The organism is Candidatus Protochlamydia sp. R18, from assembly GCF_000648255.1.
Classification (GTDB): Bacteria; Chlamydiota; Chlamydiia; order Chlamydiales; family Parachlamydiaceae; genus Protochlamydia; species Protochlamydia amoebophila.
Genome location: NZ_BASL01000705.1, coordinates 1 through 25,300 on the forward strand (window position 1 = coordinate 1; position 25,300 = coordinate 25,300).

Below are 25,300 nucleotides of genomic sequence, written 5' to 3' on the forward strand. Positions count from 1 at the left end.
TTTTAGGATTTCTAGTAGCAGTTGCAACAAATTTTTTAATAAATTAGTTATTTGCAACTTACATTAAGTAATTAACCTATTCAAGCTTATTTTAATTTATGAATTTCAGGCTAAAACTTTTCTATTTTGTATTATCAATTAAACTGCGTCAGTTTAGTTAGAATAAGGAAATTTTTATCATTAAAAAATTTTAATGGTGAAAATTTATAATTGGAATTTATTTTCACCAATGCTTTCTTGCTTTAATGACAATCAATTTTAAAAGAAATTTTATGTCCAATTAAGGTTTGAGAGTTGAGTATATTTTAGAGTTCTTTTGGACTAGATTTCCAAATGAAAAACAATAACCCAAACATAAATAAGCTAACCAAACTTACCCATAGCCAAGAAAGTTGACCGAAAAAACCCTCGATATTAGCCATCCAGCTATAGGGCCATGCGTAAGAAACATCTCCTAATGCTAAAAGAGAGGCCTTTTTAATTAAGCTACCATTCTTAGCTATGAGATGTAACTCTCCCACTTGTTGATCTTTTTGGATAGGCAAAGATGGAATCATCCAATATAAAAGACATTTAGCTTCGGGATCTTCTGCCAGATAATAGTCTAACTTCAATGGTTCTTTTAAATGCGTTTGTAGCGGGCAAGCAGCTTTAGGAAGATTCTGAGCAAATGACTGTCTTCCTTCTTTCAAAAATGTACGTTGAATTTTAGGTTGATTGAAAGCAGCATCAAACAATTTAATAGCATCTTGAAAAATGGTATTTCTCTCTTGATAACCCAATAAAACCACTATCAAGGTCCTTTCTTCCGATCGAGCAACTCCAATATATGTTTTTTTAGCTTTTGCATGATAACCAGTTTTTCCTCCAATCGCTTTAGAATAATAAAAGCTTCCGGGGCGAATTAACCGATTTGTCTGTAATAAAGTCGTTGCCGCTTGTTTATTCGTTTTTGGCCTTAAATATTTTTTTTGTGCAATCAATTCGCAAAAAACAGGTTGTTTCAAAGCTTCTTTGGTTATTAGAGCTAAATCGTAAGCCGTTGTTTGATGTTGAGGATGATGCAGACCATGAGGATTATAAAAATTTGTTTTCTCACAGCCTATTTTTTTTAAGTAAATGTTCAACTCTGCCATAAAAACTGGAATTGTAGGGCCTAGGGCATTAGCAATTACGTTTGCAGCATCATTTCCAGAAGGAATTAACATCCCTCCTAAAAGATCGTGCAATGACATCATTTCTCCTTTTTTCAGACCTATGTGACTGCCATCAGGTTCTAGTCGATAAGGAGGATCATAATTACTTTTCTTCTTAGCTTCTTGAGAAAGTGTCGTCAGTGAATCTTGCTCAGCGGTCATCATCTGGTTAAGATCTTGCTTTTTACTTAACGCATATAAAGCTGTGGCTACTTTTGTTGTACTGGCTGGAAATTGGCAAGTGTAGGCTTCTTGTTCAAATAGAATTGCTCCACTTTCAGCATTAAGTAAAATAGCCGCTTCCCCAGCAATTTTAAAATCAAGGGGGGCTGATCGTAAAGAAAAAGAAATTATTGTCACAAAAAAAATGTACCAGACTCTCATTTTAAACCCATGTTCAACTTGACGCTTACTTACTAAAATATTACGAATAAAATCCGAGAAATTATAAAAAAAAACAACTAAAAAATTGAAAATCAATTAAAAAATAAATTAAAATTATTATATAAGATTAGTATTTTCAGACCTCTAGAAGTGAATGAATTTACTAATTGAATGAAATTAGCCAATACGTTTTTATTCCAAAGGAAGAGATAAGAGAGCTTTATATGCACAATTTAGCAATGATCGAAGAATATTATAAAAAATTTAGTAAGAATCTTTCTTATTGGATTCCTGATGGAATTTTTTACGTTAACCTTGATCTCCTTCATCATTTTGATTTATTACATTTTCAGCCCTTGACAAAAAAGAAAACTCAATTGATCCCTCGTTATTTTCATATCATTGAATCGACAGATAAAATTACCTTAGTTAACGATGATTATATCGTATGGATTGTACCCGATCAGCTAGATGATTTACCCGTCACTTATACATTAATTGCTTTAAATAAGCCTGAAGAAGATGTTCACTTAGAAGCCACTTTTATAGCGTCCGGAATTTATAACAATTCTAAAATTGTTTTAAAAATATTAGAAAGTTTTTTGGCAGAAATTCAAGACAATGAACAGCAACTATCTCAACTGAAAGACTCTTACAATCTATGATTTTAAATGCATTCTCTAAGTTTTAAACCTATTGTTCAGGATCCATAATGTATTTAATCAAAGAAAGGATATTGCCCTCCTTACCTCTTTGATATTCTACTTTATCCATAATTTCGACATAAAGATAAATTCCATAACCTCCAATCTTCAAATTCCTTGAGTTGTTTTTCTTATTAGAAAGGCCTTTTTTTACAGGATTGAAAGGGATTCCTTGATCTTTGATTAAAATGCGAATCCCGAGTTTTAATGAAGTTTTGTCACAAATAATTTCTATTTTTCCAATTTGGTCGGGATATCCATAGTGAATAATATTTACAAGAGCTTCTTCAGCTGCAACAACAATTTTATTGAGTGTGTAAGAATTTATATGATGAGATTGCCCATAAGATTGAATAAAACTAAGCATTTCATGAAGTTGGCTGAGATTAGCTAAAAATGTTTTTTGATGCATAGATTTACTGCATATTTACCAACTTTGGGTCACATAATCTACAATTTTTTCGGCTAATTGCCGATTTAATGGATACATGACAGCGTCATGTGCAGCATCATAATCGTTAAGTTGTCCTAAAGAAAATACATTTATCTCATGATAACTAGAATAGAAATCATGATCAAAATCTATACTCGTTTTAATTCGTGTTGGCCCTCTGATGATTTTTCCTGAAGAAGCTTCCGTAATAATCACTTCTGCAACAGCATTTAAGCGAGTTTCAGTAGGAATAACAGTTTTTTTTAACTCTCCTTGCTTTTTTCGGTCATAGCGGAAGCCAATATTTTCATCACGAAATTCAATGAGTTTTATCTTTAAAATCAACTCTCCATGAGATGAGACATAACGAAAGGCGCCAGTTTCACTCATTCTTTTAATGACTTCAGCTGTCACTCCCCCTTCCTGATCACCCTCTACATAAGGAATGGCTATCGTTTGATATTGACCGGCCAATTCTCCTCTTCCAAATTGGTATTGACAGCTTGAAAAAAAACCCAATAAAAAAAAACAAGTCAGAATGAATTTAATCATCGCAGCTAAGGTCTTTGCATGCGCTGTTGGGGGGTTTTCTTTGTCAAGCTATAATGAAGAATATAAGGAGTTGTCCCAACCTCTTCCTGGACATCTAATTGAGAATCCATTTGCTCATTTGTTTTTCCATTGACTGATTCATGATCGGAAAGAACAGCATCGGATTGCAAATCATAAAAAATAAAATCGTTAAATTGGGATTCATATGAACGAGCATTAACTATCTCTTCTTGATAACAGTCTTTTGGGAGGGCTTCTGCAGAGTCTACAGAGGAGTGATTAATAAGAACTTCTTCAACAAAATGCTCTTGGCTAACTTTATCTGAAGATAGCTGTAGACTTAAAATTTGCGATTGAGTTTCAGGTGAGTATGCATTTTCAAAAAAAGTTTGAGCTTCAGGATTTTCTTTTTGCATAGGCAGGCTTTCATTTTCACAAGTCTCTTTCTCTTGGCAAGAATTTTCTATTTCGCCTGATTCTATCAAAATTGGTTGCTCTTCTTCATATTCACACCCAAATGATTTCAAACGTGAGCGACAATAACCTGCTACATATGTATCAGGAAATTCTTCAATCGAGCTACGAAAATAGATAGCAGCTGCATCACGGTGTCCCATTCTCTCGTAAAATAACCCCATGTCGCACAAACCTTTGGCATACATATCCTTAATTCTTTGAACATACCTTTCTGCAAGTTCAGTTTTTTCTTCCCGAGGAAATTCTTCTTTAAATTTCCGCGAATTAAGTTCTGCTAATGCCAAAATATCGGGATTTTGAAATTCATAAATACTTTGTTGGGAGTAAGATTCAGCAATTTTAAGATAACACAGCGGAGTCATTTCATGTTTAGGAAATCGGCGAATTAAAATTTGATATGTTTCAATAGCTTCTCTAAAACTTTCCATTTTTTGCAGCAATTGAGCCTTAGAATATAAAGCATTAACCGTCATATCACTGTTCGGCATTGCGACAATGATTTCATCGTAAATTGTTAAAGCTATTGTTTGCCCAGACATCCATTTAGGAAAATAACGAAATGTTAAAGGCCTTCTTCTTTTTCCGCAGCGAAAATGCTCTGCAATGCAGAATTTATAATGCACAGCATCTTCAAAAAAAGCCGGTTGTTCAACAGAAGTCAAATATTTTGAAAATGCATTATTTGCGAAGTCATACTCTTTTCTTTCAAAATAACAGACTCCTAAATAATAATAGGCTTCAGCTGCTTCTGTAGAATTTGGAAAAAAATAAACTACTTTTTCAAATTCATCCATCGCAAAACGCCAATTTTGCTTATTATAATAATAGCACCCTTTATTGTAATGTTGATTTAGGTATCTTTGAGCCTCTTGTTGACTTGAAAAAGGCCTGGATTTCGAAGCTTCTACAAAAGAATGAAACCCTAAACAGATAGTTAATATGAGGAGGAGTAAAAAAGATCGTTGTTTCATAAACTCTCGCTAAATGAATTAACTTTTCAAAAAAATCGATTTGCTATTAAGGGATTTAGTTTATGAGGATATTTCCTTACTGTCAATCTAATACCCACTTATTCGATTTCTAAAACGCAAGGAAGTTCACAAATTTTTTGTTTGAATTGTTCACTTAATGTAATTCCCCATTTAGCATCGATATGCAAGGTGGCAAGAGATTTAGTCGAATTATGAAAATCAATTAGAACAGACGTTGTTCCATGATGGTCTTGTATTAATTTTTTAATTTTTAAAATATGACTTAATCGTGCTTGATCAGCATTGAGTTTAATACACACTGTTTTCATCGAAGAGGCCTCTTGATTCTGTTTTACGATAATTTTTTCTGCCTTGGGCTTTTCTGATTGTTTCGTTGCAATGTTTTTATTTTGAGCAAAACGAACTGCTTGATGTTTAGCCTTATCATAAGCTCGATCACACGTTTCAATCATTTCTTCATTTGCTTTGGTTAGATCATCCAACCAGCGACAAGAAAGCTTAACTTCCCCATCTTTTTTTTCAATTTGTAAAACAGCATAAAGTAATTGATTTTCCTGAAGTAAATGGCTTTTTTCTTCAAAAAGATCGGGCCAAATAGGAAGCTCTTGTCTTTCCATCCCATCACTAATTATCAAAATGGCAAATTTCTTTTGCGATTTTGATGCAATCCTAATTTGAAGTGATTCTACAATAAAAGCTGAGCGAAAAACTGCATCATGGTTTAATTGATCTAAACGCCTCAAAGGTACACAAGAAAGGCGCTGGAGAATGTCTTTATATTCATCCATGGGATGGCCTGTCAAAAAAAACCCTAATAATGCTTTTTCCTTACGCAAGAGATCTTGACGAGAAGTTTTATTTTTGACTTCGGGAGGTTTTCTGAATTGATTAGTCATTTCATCATCCATCTTTGCAAACAAAGACATAAAACCCATTGCTTGCTCTTTTTGTTCTTTAGATGATGATTCATACATCGGATCAATACTCATCACTAAAGCATCTCTAGCCCAGCCTGTAAAATCAAAACTCCCTGCTTCAACTAAACTTTCTACAACTTTTTTACCTACTTTCTTGGTATCAATTCTTTTAAAAAATTCATAAAAATTTTTGAAAGGCCCTCTTTTTTGCCTTTCATGTACAATTGCTTCAACAACCCCAGCCCCCACTCCTTTAATTCCAGTCATAGCAAATCGAATTCCTTGCTTAGTGGCCTGAAAAATTTCTCCTGCTTCGTTAATATCAGGAGGAAGCATGGGAATATTCATGCTTTGACATTCACGAATAAACTTAGCAACTTTTGATAAATCATCTCGATCACAGGTCATTAGAGAAGCCATCCATTCGCCAGGGTAATTGGCTTTTAAATAAGCCGTTACATAAGAAAGATAGCCATAAGCAGCAGCATGAGATTTGTTGAAACCATAAGCAGCAAATTTTTCCATCTTATCAAAAATCAACATAGACGTTTGGTTATCGATTTGATTTTCCAATGCTCCTAAGCGAAATTTCTCTCTTTGCTTAGCCATTTGATCCATATCTTTTTTACCCATGGCTCTTCGCAATACATCCCCTTCTCCAAGAGAAAAATTAGCCAGCTTACTCGCAATTTGCATCACCTGCTCTTGATAAACCATGATACCATAAGTTTCTGCTAAGATATCTTTCATCCATGGATGGTCATTGTCAATGGCTTCCCGTCCATGCTTACGATTGATAAAAGATGGGATCATATCCATCGGCCCCGGACGATAAAGTGCCCCTACCGCAATAATTTCTTCAAAACGATCTAAATGAAGTTGCCTTGCAAGGTCTTGCATGCCTCCGGACTCTAACTGAAAGATCCCTAACGTTTTACCTTGATTTAATAAGTCAAATGTAGGTTTATCGTCTAAAGGGAGGTTAATCCAGTCGATTTCTTTTCCAGTGCTCGCTTTCACAGCATTTACACAAATCTGGATAGCAGTCAGTGTCTTCAAGCCTAAAAAATCTACTTTCAGCATTCCCACAGCCTCAACAGGCTTCATAGAAAATTGGGTGACAGGAATATCGGAATCTTTAGAATTACAGATAGGAATTAAATTTGTCAGGGGGACTCCGCTAATGATAATTCCCGCTGCATGAATTCCCGTATTCCGTATTGATCCCTCAAGCTTTTTAGCAAGATCAATTAAACGTCCTACTTCTTCATCATTTTCATAGAGTTGGCGCAAATCTTGATCTTTTTCTAAAGCTTTATCTAAAGTGATATTTAAATCTTCCGGGACCAATTTGGCAATTTCATTTACTTTTGACAAGGGAACACTCAAAACTCGTCCCACATCTTTTAAAGCCATTTTGGCTTTCATCGTGCCGAAAGTGATAATCTGTGCAACGTTATCTTTTCCATATTTCTGTAACGTATAGGCAATGACTTCCCCTCGTCTATCCATGCAAATATCAACGTCAATATCAGGATAGGAAATACGTTCAGGATTAATAAAACGCTCAAAAAACAAATGAAAACGTAAAGGTTCGATATCGGTTATCCCGATTAAATACAACACAATCGAACCAGCTCCTGATCCACGCCCAGGCCCCATGGGAATTCCATTTCTTTTTGCCCAATTAATGAAATCCCAAACAATTAACAAATAATCACTCATTCCCTTAGGAACGATAATACTCATTTCATAATTTAACCGTTCTCGAACAACATCCAACGGATTGCGATCAGGATAAATTTCTTGAACTTTAGCAAGTCTCTCAATTGTATAACGATTCGAAATTCCTTCTTCACAAAGCTTCCAAAGATAATTTTCAACTTCTTTTTTTTGCTCATCTTTTTCAAAAGGTCGGTTTTCTAAAGAAGGTGGTAGATAGACAGGATAATGTTTTGTTTTAAAATCAATCTCAACCAAGCATTGCTCAGCAATTTTTTGAGTATTTATGATGGCTTCTGGAACGTCTTTAAAAAGTTGTTCCATTTGCTGAGAGGATTTAAAGTAATATTCGTGAGAAGGATAAGTTTGCCTTTTAGGATTTGGAATTCGAAATTTAGGTGTACCATATGCATCTTTCTCCCATATTTCACAAGGTTCTCCCGACTGGATATTGAGTAAAATTTCATGTGCACGCCAATCTTCACGATCAATGTAATGTACATCATTTGTCGCGACAAGAGGAATATGATGTTCTCGACTCAATGCAATAAGCGCTTCATTCACTTTTTGTTGTCGATTAAAATAATCTTGATACTGCTGAACAAGCCACGACTCTTGATAAAGGCCATCTTGTTGGATATCTTCTGCTGCCATCTCGTGACGTTGTAAGTCTAAATAAAACCTATCTTTAAAAACCTCTTGGTACCAAAGCAGGTGATCTTGAATCGATTTGACATTTCCTTGCAGAATTTCGTGAGCTAAAAGGGTTCCTAAGCTACCTGACAAACAGATCAATCCTTCACTGTGCTTTCTAAGCAAATCATGATCGACTCTTGGATAATAATAAAATCCTTCAATATACCCACTGGAGGAAAGTTTAGCCAAGTTCTGATATCCTCGATTATTCTGGGCTAGCAATGTCAAATGATACGCGGCTCGTTGGCCGTAAACCTTTGTTTTCTCTAAGCGAGAACCAGGTGCCACATAAAGCTCACACCCTATAATCGATTTTACTTTAACTTCTTTACAGGCTTTATAAAAATCAACAATACCAAATAAATTGCCATGATCAGTCAAAGCAATCGAGGACATCCCCTCTTGAAAAGCTCTTTGAGAAAGATCTGATATAGAAGCGGAAGCATCTAAAATTGAATATTGAGAATGAGTACGAAGATGAACAAAGGGGCTACTAATCATAAGAAGGCTACTTTAATCCAGGATAAGACAATGAACTTCGCTAAACACTATCATAAATAATCAAGCGACAATAAATTATAAACAGTTATTTAAATTATTCGAATTTGCAGATTGGTTATTTGATATGATAGCTAAATTATCGGCATTAATAAAGATATTATCGACTACTAAATCATAGCAGATTGAATAAATAATCCAAAGAAACGTTGTTTCAGTAAAGAATAGAAAATCGGCTTATTCAATTGAGATTTACTAAAAATAAACAGCTTAAGAAAAGAAAAATACATTTCATTTCTTAAGCCATAGATCACATTTTGTTATTAATAGGGTTATTTACCAATTATCTTAAACAGCTTGAATTCGCTCATAAACTAATGTCTCCTGATTAGTGGTACCTAAATAAGCATTACTAAAATGCCAAATATTTACCCCAACTGCAGCTATCGACAAGCCAACTTGAACTGGATATTTTCTTGCAAGTGGATATAAAATTGCTACATTAAAAATTTGTGTTATGATAGTTGCTATATCAAAACATTTTCCGATGTTATTATAGATACTGTCTGATGCTTGGGTTCCTACTTCATATTTGCGAGCCAAATGAACAAATCCTTTTGCTATTAAAGGCACGGCTACTATTCCACATATTAAGTGCCCTAAACGATCAGAGCCTATCTTTGTAACAGTCAGAATGATGGGTGATGCCAAAAGAGCAAAATTTGCTGCTTGAAGAGTTTTTTTCAACAAATCAGAATTCTTATTTGTTCGACAGTTCATTGCCGTCAAAGTCGCCATTGTTTGGTTAATAAACATTATAAACCTCTAATTAATTTTTTTGTTATTTCTTATTCAAATAGATTTAAGATTATAAATAATTCAATTTCTTATGAATTAATTTAAATCTAATTCTTTAAATTAGCATACAATAGAAATAAATAGAACGCTATGATTAAATTTTACCTATGATTGATTAAAATTCTAATCAGTTGTCAGAATATTTACTCATACAACGGGGCTGCATCCATACTAAATAAATCTCATCTTATTGTAATCCAAATTATTTGATATAGAATTAGGTCCTTTTGAGCACACTTAAGTAAAGCGAAAATTATAAAGGCAACGCCTATTGTACAAGAGTTACCAAATCCAAGCCTTCCTATGTTTTTATAAGTAATTTCTGCTATTTTGCCCCCTATTTAAGTCTCACAAGCAATAAGAATAACCGCTTTTGAAATTAAAGGCTGGCTGTTATCCTATAGTCGTTGCTAATGCTAGTTGTTGCTACTACGACTTTAAAGAGTTTGGAACTTAATTTGCTACATTAAAAATGCTTGATGATATAAGCAAATCACAATTATCGGATTGTGCAACTCGACAAGATGCTGATGTCGTATTAATCATCATTAATTGGCTAATCAGCATCATAAAATTTTATACAATAAATATTTCTATTAATTTCTGTAAGAGAATTTAAAATTAAGTTGCCTAATCTCATTGATAAGAGAAAATCTTAAATCGAAAAAATTCTCATTAATTTAATGTGTGAGAATCCAAAACAAGCGTTCTTGTCACAAAAAACAATATATCCAAAGTTAGTGTATCTACATTTTTCTTCATTTTGATAAATAGCTTTTAATTTTCAATTCTATTCGACTGGCAGCCACTATTCGAATTAATCATTATCAAATAAGCAATATCTTACAAAATTACAAAAAATGTTCTCAATCTCATTTCATTTCCATCTTTACCATATTGAATAGCTAAAGTTAAAATTTTTGGATAAAATTAGTCGGTTTAGACGTTTAATTTAAATACAATGATTAAAATGAGATAAGAAAATTTCATGAATATATCAATAAAAGGTTTACAATTCGAAAATAAATTAAAATTATTATATTTAATTTGAATTATAAACTAAAGAGAATGACATATAGTGAAAAAGTATATTTTATTGTCAAAAAAAATAAACTGCAAAATGGAATCAACGATTAAAGAAGTTCCAAATTGCAAATTTATTTTGCGGTAGTTTTTTATCTTCTTATTTAGAAGCTAACGCAGGCGAACTAACAGGAGAACTCGATTTATTTTTAGGCTTTAAAGTGGTGGCAGAAACTGACCAAAGTGGAATAAGTAGAAATAGTGCAATAATACAACATCCCATTAAAGCCCAATAAAAACCTTGCCATCCCCATTGCTGAGTGATATATCCCAAGGGATAGCCTGCAAAAGCAGCTCCGATATAAGCAAAAAAACCAACAAATCCAGTTGAAGTTGCCACCGCTTTTTTATGAGACAGTTCTGCAGCCGCTAAACCAATCATCATTTGTGGGCCAAAAATAGAAAAACCTATACAAAACATGATGACAGAATCAAATAACAAATAGCCAGAGGGTACCATCCAAAAAATGGCAATAAAAGCAAACATTCCTAATGTAAATAAAACATTAATAGGTCCTCTTTTTGCGCCGAAAAGTTTATCCGATGACCAACCAGCAGCTAGACTTCCAAAAAATCCGCCAACTTCAAATAAAGAAACACATCCATTTGCTCCAATGCTACTATATCCTTTGGATTCAACTAAAAATAAAGCTGTCCAATCATTGATTCCTGTTCGCACGGCATAAACAAAAAAATAGGCAAGCGCTAATATCCAAATATAGGAATTTTTAAGAACAAAATTGACTAATAGTTGTTTTGTTGTTAATTGTTCAGCCTCTTTGTCTGCCTCAGCTTTATCCACATAATCATTACGGTATTTTTCAATAGGAGGTAATCCAAGAGACTGCGGAGTATCTCTTAAACGATTGATTAAGAAAAAACTGATGAGGATGCATAAAATTCCAGGAATATACATGGCATAACGCCAGCCAAAATATTGAAGAGTAATTCCTGCTATCCAGGGGATTAAAAAACCGCCTACATTATGTGAAACATTCCATGTGGACCACCACGAACCTCTTTCTGAATGTGAATACCATTGAGTTAAAAAGCGCGCACAAGGAGGCCAACCAAATCCCTGAAACCATCCATTAAGACCCCAAAATAGGGCAAAAAAGAAAATAGAAGAAGAAAGCCCAAAACAAATATTACAAATGCCCGTTAACATTAACCCAATGGCCATCATATAACGAGAGTTAGTACGATCTCCAATGATCCCACTTGCAAATTTACTTACTCCATACGTAATTGAAAGAATACTTCCTAAAATTCCTAACTGGCTTTTATCAAAGCCCAAATCTTGAATAAGACCAGGCATCGCAAAAGTAAAACTTTTTCGAGTAAAATAGTAGAAAGCGTATCCTATGAACATCGAATAAAGAATGCGAATACGCCAATATTTATATTGATCTTTGACAAGCTCTTGGTCTTTTAATTCAGGAATATGGGGAGCTGGTTGCAGCAAATTGAGCAATTTATTCACAAGGTCTCCTTAAAGTTCATCCTAAGGCTATAGCAAACCGAATTTAATTAACGTTTGAACAGGCTGCAATTGCCGCATTCAGCTTAGGTTCAGGTTGGTTTTCAATATTCTGATATCTATAAATCTATTATTGCTTTACTACATCCGACTCAATATTCGAAAGCTTTTTTTATTCATTCAAGGCTATTTTTTAATATTTTCCCTGCAAAATCACTTTACAAGCATCCAAATTTACACAAATTTTTTCCTAAAAAAAATCAACATCGATTAAGTAAGAACTTTAACTTTAAAGATAGATCTGTGTCTAAAAAACGTTAAATTTTTTCAATACCATCTATTTTTGCCATGAGCTTTCTAAAAGTCAAGAAATAAGACTATTTATGAATATAAATTGAAAAATTCATATTATATAAAGTTCATAAAATTATTAAATAGTAAATAAATATTTAAATTAATTAAATTAAAAATAGAGGGAGAATTCCTGAAGAGGTTAAGACTTTCTCAGGAAAATTTCATTCAATTTTTTAATTAATTTAGTAATAAAAACTTCTTTAGCTAAAAAATGTTTAGAATGTAAATAGATAGACCAAATCATTAGAAGATAGACTCTAATTAACAATTGCTATAGAATGATTGCCTCTATCACGTACTTTACTTTACCCAGAATATATCAAAAAAAGAATAATCGACTTTAATCGCCGACTAAAAATAGGACAGAGAATAAAAAAACCTATTTTTTAACAGCTAAATTTTCATTGACGCTTCTTTTTAAATATGTTAAAAATTTTTAAAAATATAATTAGCAAGGTATTTAGCTTCTTATGATTCGGCTTACAATAAACGCTTCATCGGATTCAGAAATACATCTATTTGATCAATCCACAATTCTGATAGGGGCAGATGCGAAACAAGCAGACCTTGTTTTGCCAGGAAATTTCATCCAACCCATTCACCTAAAAATTATTGATCAAAATGGTTTTTTAATTCTGATTAATCAAGCTAAAGACCCTTTTGTTTCTATTAATGGACACCCTTTTGGAAAAAAATTATTAAATTCGGGAGATGTCATTACTGTTCATCAAAATCAACTCTTATTTGAAAATCTCGCTCATACAAGCCTTGAAAACTCGAATGATACACCTTTATTTTCTAATCATGCTCTTGATCAAAAAACGTCCGGAGAAGATCCACATCAATCTGGCGAAATTGCATCTTCGTACTCACTAAACATGTCTCTGCCTTTTGAAAACGAAGTCGAAGCGTTAAGCGATAATGAATGGAATCAAACAAATTTAGATCAATACTTAAACCTCTCCACTGATAGTACACATTCAATTAGTCCAATTTCTTCGAACAATTCTAAGAATAAAGAACCAGGTGAAAAGAAGAATCAAAGCCTCAAAGATGATTATCTACGAGATTTAGATGATGAAAATCAAACTAAAAAAGATACCGTGTTTAATTACACCCTTACTGAATCTGGACATTTGATAAGAGCTTGGAAATGGCTTATTTTGTTCATCTTATTAATTTTGACTATCACAGGATTTGTAGGAACCATTATTTACTTTAGATTCAGCGATAAGGCCGAAATTCAAGAAACAATTGCTTCTCAAGGAGTCGCAGATGTGGCAATGGCATTAACATACGCGAAACTATACAGACTTAAACCCCATAATCAAAATTGGGCAGATCTCGATTTCTTAAAAAACAATTTTCAAGCTATTCTAGCTGATACGCCATCATATGGCAATCAGATCGATGCTCAAGGTCAGTTTATTTGCTGCCCTTACACATTAAGAATCTATACAAATAGCGATTTATCTCATTTCCTGTTAATTGCTCAGCCTGCACCAAGTATTTATTATTGGTTAATTCCAAAATCAACCATCGTTGTTGATTCCAATGCAATGGAATTGCGCACACATTAAAAGACCTACGCACTTTAAATCGACTGCTCGCTAATCCAGAACCTTTAGAAGGGACCAATGGTAAAGATATTTCCGCTTTGATTAAACAAGGAACTCTCACTCGACTAGCTACTCTTTCAACCGATCCTAATCAACAAGATTTTTCTCCACCAAAAAATTTAGGGTGGATCAAACCTGGAGCAGAAAATTTTATCTATAATTCCCCCCGATATTTTCGTTTAGGCCATCCTTTAATACAAAAAGCAATCAATCTTGCAACCGCAAAAGGAACTAGCCAAGAAGTTTCTGCATTAAAACAAGATGTGGAAAATTTTTCTAAACTTCCTCATGCAGTGCTTTACTCAGAGCAAGGAAAAAAAACAGCTTTACAAACAAAACAAGGGATTGCCACCTTCGCTCCATCCAATAAAATTCTTTTGGGATATCTTTTATTTAATAAACAGGGAAAAATTCAACAAGCTCATTTACTTAAAGATGAAGAAGAAATCAAAGATCATATTTTTTTGAAAGAAAAAGAACAGATTGCATTGATTGGATCAGAAATAAATGAAAAAAATATTAAAGAAGAAAACGAACCACTTCATATGGACCATACCACCCACGTCGATTTTAACCATCCTATCTATATCCAACTACAAGCTTTAACGCTGGCGAGAGAAAACGAACTTACTCCTCTTTCTACTGCTTTAAACCATTTAATCAATCGAGAATTACACCATCCTAGTGGACATTTTCAAACCGATTTTCAAACTCTTTCTCACTCTTATTTGATGACTGACGCCAAACATCGACAATTACTTAAAGAAGCACTTGAAATGCTTTACCAGCAATATGAAGATATGCCGATTAATCAATTTATTGTTTTTGTTAAACAGCTTCATTTAGAGCATTTAATTATACAAAATGATAAATCCATCGGCTTTGTTGATGAAAATTGTATTCAAAATTTAGAAACAATGTTAACGCAAATAGAAAAAGCTAAATCATTAATAGAATTGGATAATCTAATTCATATTTGCAATTCATGGTTAAATTTTGATTACATCAAAGATCCTGAAGAATTGATCAAATATCAAAACCTGGTCAGAAATAGCGTGTTAAGTCAATTAGAGAAACATCTTTTATCTCAAACAAAACATGTTAATGTTAAAGAGCAAGATAAAGAAATTTTAAAAAAGATTTTAAGTCACAAGCGTCTGATTAAATCAGAAGAAAAAGATTTTTTTTTAGAAGAATTTGAAGCATTGTTAACAAATAAATCTACTTTTCAAGAAGAAAATACGGAGGCTTCAGTTTCTACTTCTACAGAAGAAAAAATAGAAATACAGCCAGACCGAACTGTTTCTGGCAATATCGAACTTTAATTTTTAATTAAATTCTAAAGCTTATGACAACATGCAAAATTGATCGATAGAAATCCAAAGTTTGGACATTGCTGAAAAATTAACTTGTCTATTATTTTATCTCATTTAAATTTTAATACTGTCGTCATCCCAGCTAGTTTCAAACGCGAGCTCTTGTTAATCCTAGCGTTACGTTAGTTATTTTTCACCATTGCACTTTTTATAATTTTCCAAGTATCCTATTTTTTTCTTATTTTACGTTTGACTAAAAGGGCATTCATGAAATTTTCAATTCCCCCAGGAGTTTTCGATATCATTCCAACAAACACCCAAGAAATTTGGAAGAGTTCTTATTTATGGGATTTTGTTGAACAAACCATTAGAAAAACAGTACGAGATTATGGTTATCAAGAAATTCGAACTCCTTTATTTGAACGAACAGAACTTTTTCAAAGAAGTGTGGGAGAAACATCTGATATTGTTTCTAAAGAAATGTATACCTTTGAAGATAAAGGTGGGCGTTCTATGTCGCTTCGCCCAGAAGGAACAGCGCCTGTCATGCGTTCTTTCATTGAAAATCAATTGCATACAATCGCTCCGTTACAAAAACTTTTTTATATTGCTCCTATGTTTCGCTACGAAAGAGCTCAAGCCGGGCGATATCGACAACATCATCAATTTGGAGCCGAGGCTATTGGTAATAGTTCGCCCGAACAAGATGCTGAATTGATTGATTTACTTTATACGCTTTATAAACGACTAGGACTTCAAAACTTAAGTTTGAATATTAACTCTATTGGAACTATTTCTTGCAGACATACATTTAGACAAGCTTTAAAAGATTATTTAAAGCCTCATTTAAATAATCTTTCCTCTGATAGTCAAAATCGCTTTGAAACTAATCCCTTGAGAATTTTAGATTCAAAAAATGCTCAAGACAAACAAATTGTTGCTGACGCTCCCTCAATTCTAGATTTTCTCGACGAAGATTCTCAAATTCATTTCGAACAGCTTAAGAAACTTCTTAAACAATTAAAAATTCCTTATCAAGTTAATCCCCTTCTCGTCCGAGGATTAGATTACTATAATAAAACTGTTTTTGAAGTAGTTGTGGGGGAACTGGGAGCTCAAAATAGTATTGGTGGAGGTGGAAGATATGATGGTCTTCTTCGAGAATTAGGTGGTCCTGACCTTCCGTCCATTGGCTTTGGGACCGGGATTGAACGTATCATTCAAACGATGATTAACCAAGGCATTCCCCTCCCTTCTCCTTCTCACCCCAGTTTATTTTTAATTCCAATGGGTGATGAAGCTAAACATCTTTGCTTTACTCTAACACATGAACTTAGACAACAAGGTATCCCGACTCAAATGGATTTCAGCGGAAAAAAGTTAGGAAAAGTTCTACAATATGCTGATCAAATTGAATCTACCTATGTCGTTGTGATTGGAGAAAATGAACTCCAAACACAAGAGATTGAACTTAAAGAATTGGCAAGTGGAAAAAAATACAAATTAACCATTGATGAATTAGCTCCTACATTAAAAAATTGATCTTCATGGACAATTTTATTTGAAGTTGTGGAAAGAATTATCTATTCCTTTTGAAACGGAAAAACAAACGCAATTTTTCGTTGAAAAGCTACATAAGTCTCTTCACGGAGCACAAAAGTTAAAAAACAAGCCATGAATAATGCCGAAAAAACGAAAAAACTAGTGGATGAATCTTATGATGTTTGATTACCGTAGATCCCATACGTGTGGACAATTACGTAAAGAAAAAGTGAATTCTCAAGTGACCTTATCTGGATGGGTTAATCGCCGACGAGATCACGGAGGTCTTATTTTTATTGATTTAAGAGATCGTTTTGGCTTAACCCAGCTCGTTTTCGATCCAATTAAAAGTCCAACTGCCCATTTAGCGGCTGAGAAATTACGCTCCGAATGGGTTATTTCCGTTAAAGGAACAGTGATTCCTAGACAAGAAGGAATGACAAATCCAAAGCTTCCCACTGGAGAAATCGAGATTATGGTCCATGAAATGGACATTCTCTCAAAATCGAAAACACCCCCATTTTCGGTTTCTGATGACCTTATTGAGGTTAACGAAGAGCTAAGATTAAAATATCGTTATCTAGATATTCGACGAGGAGATGTAGCAAAGAAATTAATCACTCGCCATCAAGCTATGCTTGCAGTTAGAAATTATTTAAATAACCAAGGATTCTTAGAAATTTCTACTCCAATTTTAGGTAAATCTACGCCTGAAGGAGCACGCGATTATCTTGTTCCTTCACGTGTCTATCCAGGAAATTTTTACGCACTACCGCAATCTCCACAGATTTTTAAACAATTGTTGATGATTTCTGGAATGGATCGTTATTTCCAAATAGCGCAATGTTTTAGAGATGAAGATTTGCGAGCTGATAGACAACCAGAATTCACGCAAATCGATATGGAAATGAGCTTTGGTACGCCTGAAGATCTAATAAATATTGTAGAAGATTTGATAAAAACAGTTTTTAAAACCTGTTCTAACATCGATGTACCAACACCATTTAAACGCTTGTCGCATGCAATTTGTATGGAAGAATATGGATGTGATCGTCCCGATCTTCGCTTTGGTATGAAACTGCACAATTTAAATCATCTTGCTGCTCAAACAACATTTTCGGTCTTTTTAGATCAAATCAGAGAAAATGGTCTTGTGAAAGGATTTTGTATCAAAGGTGGGGCCGATTTTTCACGAAAAACAATCGATGAATATACTGAGTTTGTAGGACGTCTAGGGGTAAAAGGATTGGCTTGGATTAAAAGACAAGAAAATGGTCTTAATTCAAGTATTGTCAAATTCTTTCCTGAGTCTATTCATCAACAGCTAATTGAAGAAATGGAAATGGAAGTAGGAGATATCATCTTTATGATTGCTAATACTCCTTCTAAAACAAATCAAGCACTTGATCATTTAAGGCGTAAAATCGCAAGAGATCGCAATCTTGTCGATCCGCATCATTATGAATTTTTATGGGTAACCGATTTCCCTCTATTTAGTTGGAATGAAGAAGAAAAAAGACTTCAGAGCGAGCATCATCCATTCACTTCTCCACATTTAGAAGATCTTCATTTAATGGAAACTAACCCCTTGAAAATGCGTTCCTCAGGTTATGACATTGTTCTCAATGGTTATGAAATTGGGGGAGGTTCGCAACGTATTCACAATAGTGATCTCCAACAAAAGATTTTTGAACGGTTAAAATTTTCTCCAGAAGAACTCGAAACAAAATTTGGATTTTTCTTAGAAGCCCTTAATTATGGTACTCCTCCTCATTTGGGAATTGCTTTAGGATTGGATCGTATTATCATGATTTTAACCCAAACAGAAAATATTCGTGATGTTATTGCATTTCCTAAAACCCAGAAAGCAAGTGATCTAATGATAGAATGCCCTTCCCCGGTAGCTAATGAACAACTTAAAGAATTAGAAATACGTGTACCTGACTCTCAATTTTCTTGGACTTAATTCGTGAGATTGCCTACAGTAATATTCTTTCAAATGGAGGTCTATTTATGTTCAAACAGACAAAATTATTAGCTCTAGCTAGCTTTGGAATGTTTATCGGATGTGGTGTCTTGCATGCTAATGATGCCAATATAGCAACAAATCAGACTAATAAAAGTGTTCAAGCTTCGACTGAAACACCAAAATCTGATCAAATTGACATGCAAAAACTTTCTGAAGCTTTCGGCCATTTTATCGGCCGAAATTTACAAGCTCCTGGCTTGCAATTTGACTTAGAAGCTATTATCAAAGGGATTCGTGAAGGTGCAGCTGGAAAACCTGCCCCTCTGTCAGAAAAAGAATATGAAGAAATGATGGCAGCTGTTCAAGAAAGAGCATTTAAAGAAATGTCAACAAAGAACTTAAAAAATGCCAATGATTTTATGATAAAAAATAGCCAAAGTACAGATGTCACTGAGATCGTTCCGGGCAAACTGCAGTATTCAGTAGAAAAAGAAGGAACAGGGCCAGTCGTTGAGCCTCACTCTTCTCCAAAAATTCATTATACAGGAAAATATCAAGATGGAACTGTGTTTGGAACTTCTGAAGAAATGGACGGTCCTATTACCATTCCTCTTGATCAAACAATCCCTGGCTTTAGCAAAGGAATTGTAGGAATGAAAGAAGGAGAAAAAAGACGTCTTTACGTTCATCCTGATCTCGGATACGGAACGACCGGACAACTTCCTCCAAACGAACTTTTAATTTTTGACATTGAAGTGATAAAAGCCAACTCAGACGATGCGAAAACTAAAACAGGTAAATCTGCTGATGATGCGGATGAAGAAGATCTTTTTATCGATGAAGAAGAATATGATCTTGAGCCCGCTCAAAAAAATGCAAAAACACCAGAAGCTTCAAATACTTCTGCTAAAAATTAATAAATTGCATTAACTCCGATCTCATTGAAAATTTGCAAGCCCAAAGTCTTGCAAATTTTCATTAAATTTCCTTTTCCTCTATGAAAATTATTTTATTCCAACCTCAAATTCCCCAAAATGCCGGTAATATTGTAAGAACTTGTGCCGTTACTGGAACAGATTTAATAATGGTTCACCCTTTGGGATTCAGTACGCATGATCGATGGCTAAAGCGAGCAGGTCTAGATTATTGGGAAGGTGTCAGCGTCTCATTTATTGAAAATTTGGAAAATTACCTAGAAAATCAACAAGCTTCTTTTTACTTTTTCTCTAGCAAAGCGACAACTCTTTATACTGAAGTTTCTTACGCTGCAGATTCTTTTCTGATATTTGGCTCAGAAACTAGCGGTCTCCCTTCCATTTTTCAAGAGAAATGGGGAAATCGATTTGTTAAAATCCCTATGAAGCCAAAAGTACGTTGTTTAAATCTTGCTACTTCTGCCGGTATCGCCTTGTATGAAGCGTGGCGTCAACAAGGATTTATGTAACAATAATATTAAGCCTTTATAAACTTAGTTTTAAGCCTCAAGTTCTTCTTTTACAATCTGGTCGACCATTTTGATAAACGCTTGCTTTGTTTCTTCTTCGCTACATACTGATTGAATATTTAAGTTCTGTAACTTTTGTTGGTCTGTTAAATAATTAGCTCGAGCCAAAATTTTCATTTCTGAATTGAGAGGTTGTGCGACTTGAATAATTTTTAAAGTTGTATTCAAACTCGGAACAGTAATCAGTAGCAAATCAGCATCTTTAATATGAGCATCTTCTAAAATGGTAGGAAGTGTAGCATCTCCAAAAACAGCTCGTTGATGGCTATCACTTAAGAAAGCAATTGTATCTACATTTTGGTCAATCACAGTCACATCAAAATTTTGCTGTTCTAAAGTCTGCGCAATAGCTCGACCTAAAGGCCCAAATCCAATAACAATTGCGTGAAGAGAATGAAAAACTGGAGGAATATCATTGGGAACTAAAGGATTATAGGTATTTTGCACAGATTCGATAGAATTCTGTAAAAAGTTAATACCTTTAAATAAGAGAGGGTTGATAGAAATAGAGATAAGAGCACAAGCAACAATAATATCATAGCCTTCATCAGGTAAAAGATGAAATTTAATTGCTTCTTCACCCAAGATAAAAGAAAATTCTCCAATTTGAGCAAGTGCCAAGGCAACTGTCAAAGCAACTTTGACAGGATAACGCATGATCACTACAATTAAAAATGCTGCAAGTGGTTTAATAACAACAACAATCGCTAAAATTCCTATAAAAAGGGTAAAATTCTCCATAATTGCCATGGGATTAAAAATCATCCCTACAGTTAAAAAGAAAATAACGGCAAATGCATCCTTCATCGGAAGAGCGTTGGCTGCTGCTTGATGTTTTACGTGGGTTTGCCCAATCACCATCCCCGCGATAAATGCACCCAATGCAATCGATGTTCCAAAAACTAGTGCTGAAGCGACTGCTATCATGAATGTTAATGCTAACAAAGCGAGTGTAAAAAGCTCATGTGATCTAAGCCTAGCAATATGCATAAGGATAAAAGTCACAATTTTTTTTCCAAATGTGAACATGACCAGAGCTAAAAGAAGAAATTTAAAAACTGTCCAACCTAAAGTCTCTAATAATTCAATTAAAGGAAGATTTCCTTCTTTAGCAAAGGTAGAAATAACAGGTAATAAAATCAAAACTATAACAGTCAAAATATCTTCAACGATTAACCAACCTATGGAAACATGACCTTCTAACGTATCTAAAAGATGGTTATCAGATAAAACTCTGACAAGAACAACTGTACTAGCCACACCAATAGCCAAACCAACGATAATTCCCACTTCAATAGGCCAACCAATTGCATAAACGATCCAAGCCCCACATGCGGCAGCGACTAAAGTTTGTCCTATCGCACCCGGTATTGCAATATTTTTTACGTTGACTAAATCTTCCCATTTTAGATGTAAACCCACTCCAAAGAGCATTAAAACAACGCCAATTTCAGCTAGTTGTTCAGAGACATTGACATCTGCAACAAAGCCCGGGGAATAAGGACCTATAATATACCCCGCAAGTAAGTAGCCCAAAATCGGTGAGAGCTTTAAACGGTGAGTAATATAACCCAAAATTCCTGCTAAAGAAAAACCAAAGGCTAAAATGAGTACAATCTTCAGATTATGAGAGTCCATGCTGTTAACCATCCATTATTGCTTTCCCGAAACTTAGCACGTCTAGCATTTATCAGAAACAGTGGATATTAAATCATAAATTTTTTTTTGATTTAGGTTAAAATTGAAATGTAAAAACTCTTTTAATAGGAATGACTTAGATTTAAATGCATTAAATTCACATTCTACCCTAACAAGGGGTAAAAATGGCCTTTTGAGAGTTTTAGTCGTTTTAATCCTGTATTTCCAAACTTTTGAACCGGTCATCGCTGAAAAATTTAACAAGGTAACAAAAATAGTAAGGTTCGTTTGTTCTAAGAAAAAAGGAAACAGTCTAAAAGGATAAACTATTATTGAATTCGAATTTGCATTCGCTTCTATCTTGGGAAAAAAATTACCTTAACAAAAAAAATTCTACTTAACTTAAATAGTTAAGAGATAAAAAAAGAACTTGACTCAAGAAAATTTCTCTTGAGTCAAGTATTGTAAATATTAAGTAAAAGATTGAACGAGGTTTAAGAGATAATCTAAATCTTTTACCCCAACCACTCTTTTCACTTCTTTTCCATCTTTAAAAACGATCAACGTCGGTACAGAGGTAATTTGCAAATCTGCCGTTGTGCTTTGCGCTTGATCAATATCAAGTTTAGCAACTTTTGCTTTCCCCTGTAGCGTAGTAGATAATTGTTCAACGATTGGAGCTATCATTCTGCAAGGCCCACACCAAGTGGCATAAAAATCAACCAAAGTGACACCTTGAGAAATTGTTTGTTGAAAATTATCATCATTTAAATGAACAAGTTTGTCTGACATAAATACTCCTTATTAAAATAAACAAAATTTAGTCTATACCAGAGGGTATAAAGATTGTCATTCTTTAAAAACAGTGATACTTGAAATAAACGGCTAAATGCGTTATAATTGTTGTTTATAGTTTGAATTTTTCCTGATAAACGCAAGGTTTTCTAGCTATTTATTAATCTTTCTTGTGCTTCTAGAAAAGGCTATTTATTTTCGCTAAATGGATGAGCGAAAATCAACAAGATCTCGGTTTACAATAAATTTGCAACTGCAGTTGTGATGCAAAGTTCAAACAATTAATCAAATATTATTCAATGTTTTTAAAGAGTGAATTGCATGGCTCAAGAACCTTCTTTTTTCGTTTTAGCTTATTATCATTTTACTGCAATCGCAGATCCGCATCAAGAAGTAAAGGCCCACAAAGAATTTTTTAAAGACCGAAATATTACTTCTCGAATTTATTTATCCGAACAAGGCATTAACGGTCAAATGAGTGGAAAACGAGAGGATGCAGAAGCTTATATGAATTGGCTTCATGCAAATCCTCTTTTTGAAACAATGCCATTTAAAATTCATTCTCATCACGAAAATGTATTTCCAAGACAAACCGTTAAGTATCGCAAACAACTTGTCGCTCTCGATGAAGACGTAGATATGAATCAAACAGGTCAACATATCTCCCCTCTCGAATGGAAAGAATTATTAGAAAAAGAAAAACGTCCGCTTCTTTTAGATGTGCGAAATGAATATGAATGGCAGGTAGGTCGGTTTGATGGAGCCGAATGTCCTCCTTGTGACACATTCCGTGAATTCAAAGAATACGCAGAAAATCTTAAAACGCAAGTCAACCCTGAACAAACTCCTATTATGATGTATTGTACAGGGGGCATTCGATGTGAACTATATTCCTCTTTGCTCAAAAAAGAAGGATTTAAAGAGGTTTATCAATTAGAGGGAGGAATCATTAACTATGGCTTGAAACAAGGAAGTGAACACTGGCTCGGAAAATTATTTGTTTTTGATGATCGTTTAACTATTCCGATTAGTCAAGAACCAGCCCCTGTCATTGGATCTTGCCATCATTGCCAAACGTCCAATGAAACTTATTACAATTGCGCAAATATGGACTGCAACCACCTGTATCTGTGTTGCCAAACTTGCGTAGAGAAATTTTTAGGTTGTTGCTGTACGGATTGCCAAAATGCTCCCCGCGTCAGACCTTATCATCATCAAGATGTTCACAAGCCATTTCGAAAACGGCATCACTATTTTAAAGATGATTTGACAAGTAAACAATAAAGTTTATGGCCTAACAGTCATTCATGATTTTCTGTATAAGCTGAAAATTTTCAGACAAATTCAGCCTCCTTATTCCAAAACACACTAAAAATTTGTCTGCTTAACTAATCAAACCATTTTCAAGAGTAAAAATGACAATGATAAAAAATCTTTCAAAATTAAGTTTTATCAGCGCTCTCTTATCTCTGTTTGTTTCAACGTTAGTAAGCGCTTATTTGTCTTCTTCTTTCTCTGTATATCTCTCACACAGCTGCTTTTGCTTTGTCCCAACTATTTTTATGTTCCCCCTTCACTTTGAAAGCAATGAAGTCTAAACTGATGTCAATGTCCGCACTATCTGACAAAAAGAACAGGATATAAATAACTTTTATTCGCTGAAAAAAAATTTCATAACACGTGTCAAAAAAAATTCGATTTTTTATTTTCAAAACATCTAGGTTGGCATTGAGAGATTACGGTGTTTGAGAAGTGATAAAATTTTCTTTTGTGTTTCATCTAAGATAACAGTCAAACCTGGTTTGACCCCTCTTTCAGATAATTCAAAAGCTTTCATGGTATTGCAAATGCGGCCGTCCAATCGAATGCCGAGTCCCTTAAGGTTAACCATGTTTCCCCAGTCTCCAAACATTTCTAAAGTCATTTCACAAGCCGTAATGATAAATATGACAGGTTTATCTGGATTTTGATGAACAATTTCAAAGATTTTTCCTCCAATATAATGAATTGTTGGAATGAATAAAGGAATGGTTTGTTTTGAAGTGATGGCATTGACTGATTTACCAATAAAGCATTGTTGGCAAACAGAATGAGAGGCATCTCGCATACAATCGGGAGTAAAGCGACCAGACGGACATTCAAAAGGTTTATGACAATAAGAAAATCCTAAAACAAAAATAGCCGACGGATTTTCTAAAAGAGTTTGAAATTGGTCAACAGAATCTACTCCATAGAGAAAAAAATCCCCTTCTCTCTTATAGGGTTTTGTCTGCCAACAAGATTTCAAAAAAGCCCACCCATATTTAAAAGGGTGCTTCAAAAATCCTTTCAGAATAGTTCTTTCATGATCTTTTGTTAACATCCATTTTAAACTTTTCCACTTTAAATACTTAGCTGTTTCTTCAGTCATACCAACCATATCGGGTAAAACTGCCAGTTTTTTTATGGGCCTTTTTTTAGCTGCTAGTTGAGCTTTTTGGTCCCATTCTTTTTCAGCTTCATCCCAATGCTTTTGCCACATGGTTAATTTTGTCATAAAATGTTCCTTTAAAAAGATCGTCCGAAGGTTGA

Annotated in this window: 18 protein-coding genes; 8 read left to right on the forward strand and 10 right to left on the reverse strand. The window is 34.1% G+C overall.

Translation table 11 applies throughout. From position 1 onward, the window contains the following. Window positions 1-305: 305 nt before the first annotated feature. The gene (locus TY19_RS06340) at window positions 306-1,580 is read right to left on the reverse strand and encodes a D-alanyl-D-alanine carboxypeptidase family protein (protein ID WP_042281090.1); all 1,275 of its coding nucleotides are present in this window, start codon (window positions 1,578-1,580) and stop codon (window positions 306-308) included. A gap of 224 nt (window positions 1,581-1,804) precedes the next feature. Between TY19_RS06340 and TY19_RS06345 the strand changes: the two genes are divergently transcribed. Next, the gene (locus tag TY19_RS06345; protein WP_042281092.1) at window positions 1,805-2,245 is read left to right on the forward strand and encodes a hypothetical protein; all 441 of its coding nucleotides are present in this window, start codon (window positions 1,805-1,807) and stop codon (window positions 2,243-2,245) included. A 28-nt stretch (window positions 2,246-2,273) separates the two neighbouring features. On the opposite strand, the gene TY19_RS06350 is transcribed toward TY19_RS06345, so the two are convergent. From TY19_RS06350 to pgtP, 6 genes are all read right to left on the reverse strand, one after another. Further along, on the reverse strand, window positions 2,274-2,696 hold the full coding sequence (locus tag TY19_RS06350; RefSeq protein ID WP_042281093.1) for an ATP-binding protein: 423 nt from the start codon (window positions 2,694-2,696) through the stop codon (window positions 2,274-2,276). 15 nt (window positions 2,697-2,711) lie between these two features. Then, on the reverse strand, window positions 2,712-3,269 hold the full coding sequence (locus TY19_RS06355) for an LPS assembly lipoprotein LptE (protein ID WP_042281094.1): 558 nt from the start codon (window positions 3,267-3,269) through the stop codon (window positions 2,712-2,714). Window positions 3,270-3,274: 5 nt separating this feature from the next. Then, entirely contained in the window at window positions 3,275-4,717 is a 1,443-nt protein-coding gene (locus TY19_RS06360) for a tetratricopeptide repeat protein (protein WP_052354825.1), read from the reverse strand. Window positions 4,718-4,815: 98 nt separating this feature from the next. Continuing rightward, entirely contained in the window at window positions 4,816-8,574 is a 3,759-nt protein-coding gene (gene dnaE, locus TY19_RS06365; RefSeq protein WP_042281095.1) for a DNA polymerase III subunit alpha, read from the reverse strand. 345 nt (window positions 8,575-8,919) lie between these two features. Then, window positions 8,920-9,387 carry a hypothetical protein gene (locus TY19_RS06370; protein WP_042281097.1) on the reverse strand — a complete coding sequence of 156 codons (468 nt, stop codon included), beginning with the start codon at window positions 9,385-9,387 and terminating at the stop codon, window positions 8,920-8,922. Window positions 9,388-10,612: 1,225 nt separating this feature from the next. Continuing rightward, a complete protein-coding gene (pgtP, locus tag TY19_RS06375; protein ID WP_042281099.1) occupies window positions 10,613-11,995 on the reverse strand; it encodes an MFS transporter in 1,383 nt (460 codons plus the stop codon). 821 nt (window positions 11,996-12,816) lie between these two features. Between pgtP and TY19_RS06380 the strand changes: the two genes are divergently transcribed. The 6 genes from TY19_RS06380 (at window position 12,817) to TY19_RS06405 (ending at window position 20,236) form a co-directional block, all read left to right on the forward strand. After that, the gene (locus TY19_RS06380; protein ID WP_042281101.1) at window positions 12,817-13,926 is read left to right on the forward strand and encodes an FHA domain-containing protein; all 1,110 of its coding nucleotides are present in this window, start codon (window positions 12,817-12,819) and stop codon (window positions 13,924-13,926) included. Between the two features lie 77 nt (window positions 13,927-14,003). Then, window positions 14,004-15,290 (forward strand): hypothetical protein, encoded by a 1,287-nt coding sequence (locus tag TY19_RS06385; RefSeq protein WP_042281103.1) that lies wholly within the window; start codon window positions 14,004-14,006, stop codon window positions 15,288-15,290. A 258-nt stretch (window positions 15,291-15,548) separates the two neighbouring features. Further along, on the forward strand, window positions 15,549-16,823 hold the full coding sequence (hisS, locus tag TY19_RS06390; RefSeq protein WP_042281105.1) for a histidine--tRNA ligase: 1,275 nt from the start codon (window positions 15,549-15,551) through the stop codon (window positions 16,821-16,823). A gap of 166 nt (window positions 16,824-16,989) precedes the next feature. Next, on the forward strand, window positions 16,990-18,789 hold the full coding sequence (aspS, locus tag TY19_RS06395; RefSeq protein ID WP_079979252.1) for an aspartate--tRNA ligase: 1,800 nt from the start codon (window positions 16,990-16,992) through the stop codon (window positions 18,787-18,789). A 47-nt stretch (window positions 18,790-18,836) separates the two neighbouring features. Next, a complete protein-coding gene (locus tag TY19_RS06400) occupies window positions 18,837-19,709 on the forward strand; it encodes an FKBP-type peptidyl-prolyl cis-trans isomerase (RefSeq protein ID WP_042281107.1) in 873 nt (290 codons plus the stop codon). Between the two features lie 80 nt (window positions 19,710-19,789). Further along, entirely contained in the window at window positions 19,790-20,236 is a 447-nt protein-coding gene (locus TY19_RS06405) for a tRNA (cytidine(34)-2'-O)-methyltransferase (RefSeq protein ID WP_039356681.1), read from the forward strand. Between the two features lie 30 nt (window positions 20,237-20,266). On the opposite strand, the gene TY19_RS06410 is transcribed toward TY19_RS06405, so the two are convergent. Beyond that, the gene (locus TY19_RS06410) at window positions 20,267-21,934 is read right to left on the reverse strand and encodes a cation:proton antiporter (RefSeq protein WP_039356679.1); all 1,668 of its coding nucleotides are present in this window, start codon (window positions 21,932-21,934) and stop codon (window positions 20,267-20,269) included. 471 nt (window positions 21,935-22,405) lie between these two features. Next, window positions 22,406-22,726, reverse strand: a complete 321-nt coding sequence (gene trxA / locus TY19_RS06415; protein WP_011174929.1) for a thioredoxin — start codon at window positions 22,724-22,726, stop codon at window positions 22,406-22,408. 324 nt (window positions 22,727-23,050) lie between these two features. On the opposite strand from trxA, the gene trhO reads away from it, so the two are divergent. Beyond that, window positions 23,051-24,013: an oxygen-dependent tRNA uridine(34) hydroxylase TrhO gene (gene trhO, locus TY19_RS06420; protein WP_039356677.1), complete on the forward strand. Its 963-nt coding sequence runs from the start codon at window positions 23,051-23,053 to the stop codon at window positions 24,011-24,013. 433 nt (window positions 24,014-24,446) lie between these two features. Here the strand turns inward: trhO and TY19_RS06425 are convergent, their stop codons facing one another. Then, window positions 24,447-25,265 carry a hypothetical protein gene (locus TY19_RS06425; protein ID WP_039356674.1) on the reverse strand — a complete coding sequence of 273 codons (819 nt, stop codon included), beginning with the start codon at window positions 25,263-25,265 and terminating at the stop codon, window positions 24,447-24,449. Between the last annotated feature and the right edge of the window lie 35 nt (window positions 25,266-25,300).

Bases quoted from the DNA above. Each gene is read 5' to 3' on its own strand.
- TY19_RS06345 (WP_042281092.1), top strand. From the start codon at position 1,805: ATGCACAATTTAGCAATGATCGAAGAATATTATAAAAAATTTAGTAAG.
- hisS (WP_042281105.1), top strand. From the start codon at position 15,549: ATGAAATTTTCAATTCCCCCAGGAGTTTTCGATATCATTCCAACAAAC.
- TY19_RS06400 (WP_042281107.1), top strand. From the start codon at position 18,837: ATGTTCAAACAGACAAAATTATTAGCTCTAGCTAGCTTTGGAATGTTT.
- TY19_RS06340 (WP_042281090.1), bottom strand. From the start codon at position 1,580: ATGAGAGTCTGGTACATTTTTTTTGTGACAATAATTTCTTTTTCTTTA.
- dnaE (WP_042281095.1), bottom strand. From the start codon at position 8,574: ATGATTAGTAGCCCCTTTGTTCATCTTCGTACTCATTCTCAATATTCA.
- TY19_RS06360 (WP_052354825.1), bottom strand. From the start codon at position 4,717: ATGAAACAACGATCTTTTTTACTCCTCCTCATATTAACTATCTGTTTA.
- TY19_RS06380 (WP_042281101.1), top strand. From the start codon at position 12,817: ATGATTCGGCTTACAATAAACGCTTCATCGGATTCAGAAATACATCTA.
- aspS (WP_079979252.1), top strand. From the start codon at position 16,990: ATGAATCTTATGATGTTTGATTACCGTAGATCCCATACGTGTGGACAA.
- TY19_RS06405 (WP_039356681.1), top strand. From the start codon at position 19,790: ATGAAAATTATTTTATTCCAACCTCAAATTCCCCAAAATGCCGGTAAT.
- TY19_RS06410 (WP_039356679.1), bottom strand. From the start codon at position 21,934: ATGGACTCTCATAATCTGAAGATTGTACTCATTTTAGCCTTTGGTTTT.
- TY19_RS06425 (WP_039356674.1), bottom strand. From the start codon at position 25,265: ATGACAAAATTAACCATGTGGCAAAAGCATTGGGATGAAGCTGAAAAA.
- TY19_RS06355 (WP_042281094.1), bottom strand. From the start codon at position 3,269: ATGATTAAATTCATTCTGACTTGTTTTTTTTTATTGGGTTTTTTTTCA.
- trhO (WP_039356677.1), top strand. From the start codon at position 23,051: ATGGCTCAAGAACCTTCTTTTTTCGTTTTAGCTTATTATCATTTTACT.
- trxA (WP_011174929.1), bottom strand. From the start codon at position 22,726: ATGTCAGACAAACTTGTTCATTTAAATGATGATAATTTTCAACAAACA.
- TY19_RS06350 (WP_042281093.1), bottom strand. From the start codon at position 2,696: ATGCATCAAAAAACATTTTTAGCTAATCTCAGCCAACTTCATGAAATG.
- TY19_RS06370 (WP_042281097.1), bottom strand. From the start codon at position 9,387: ATGTTTATTAACCAAACAATGGCGACTTTGACGGCAATGAACTGTCGA.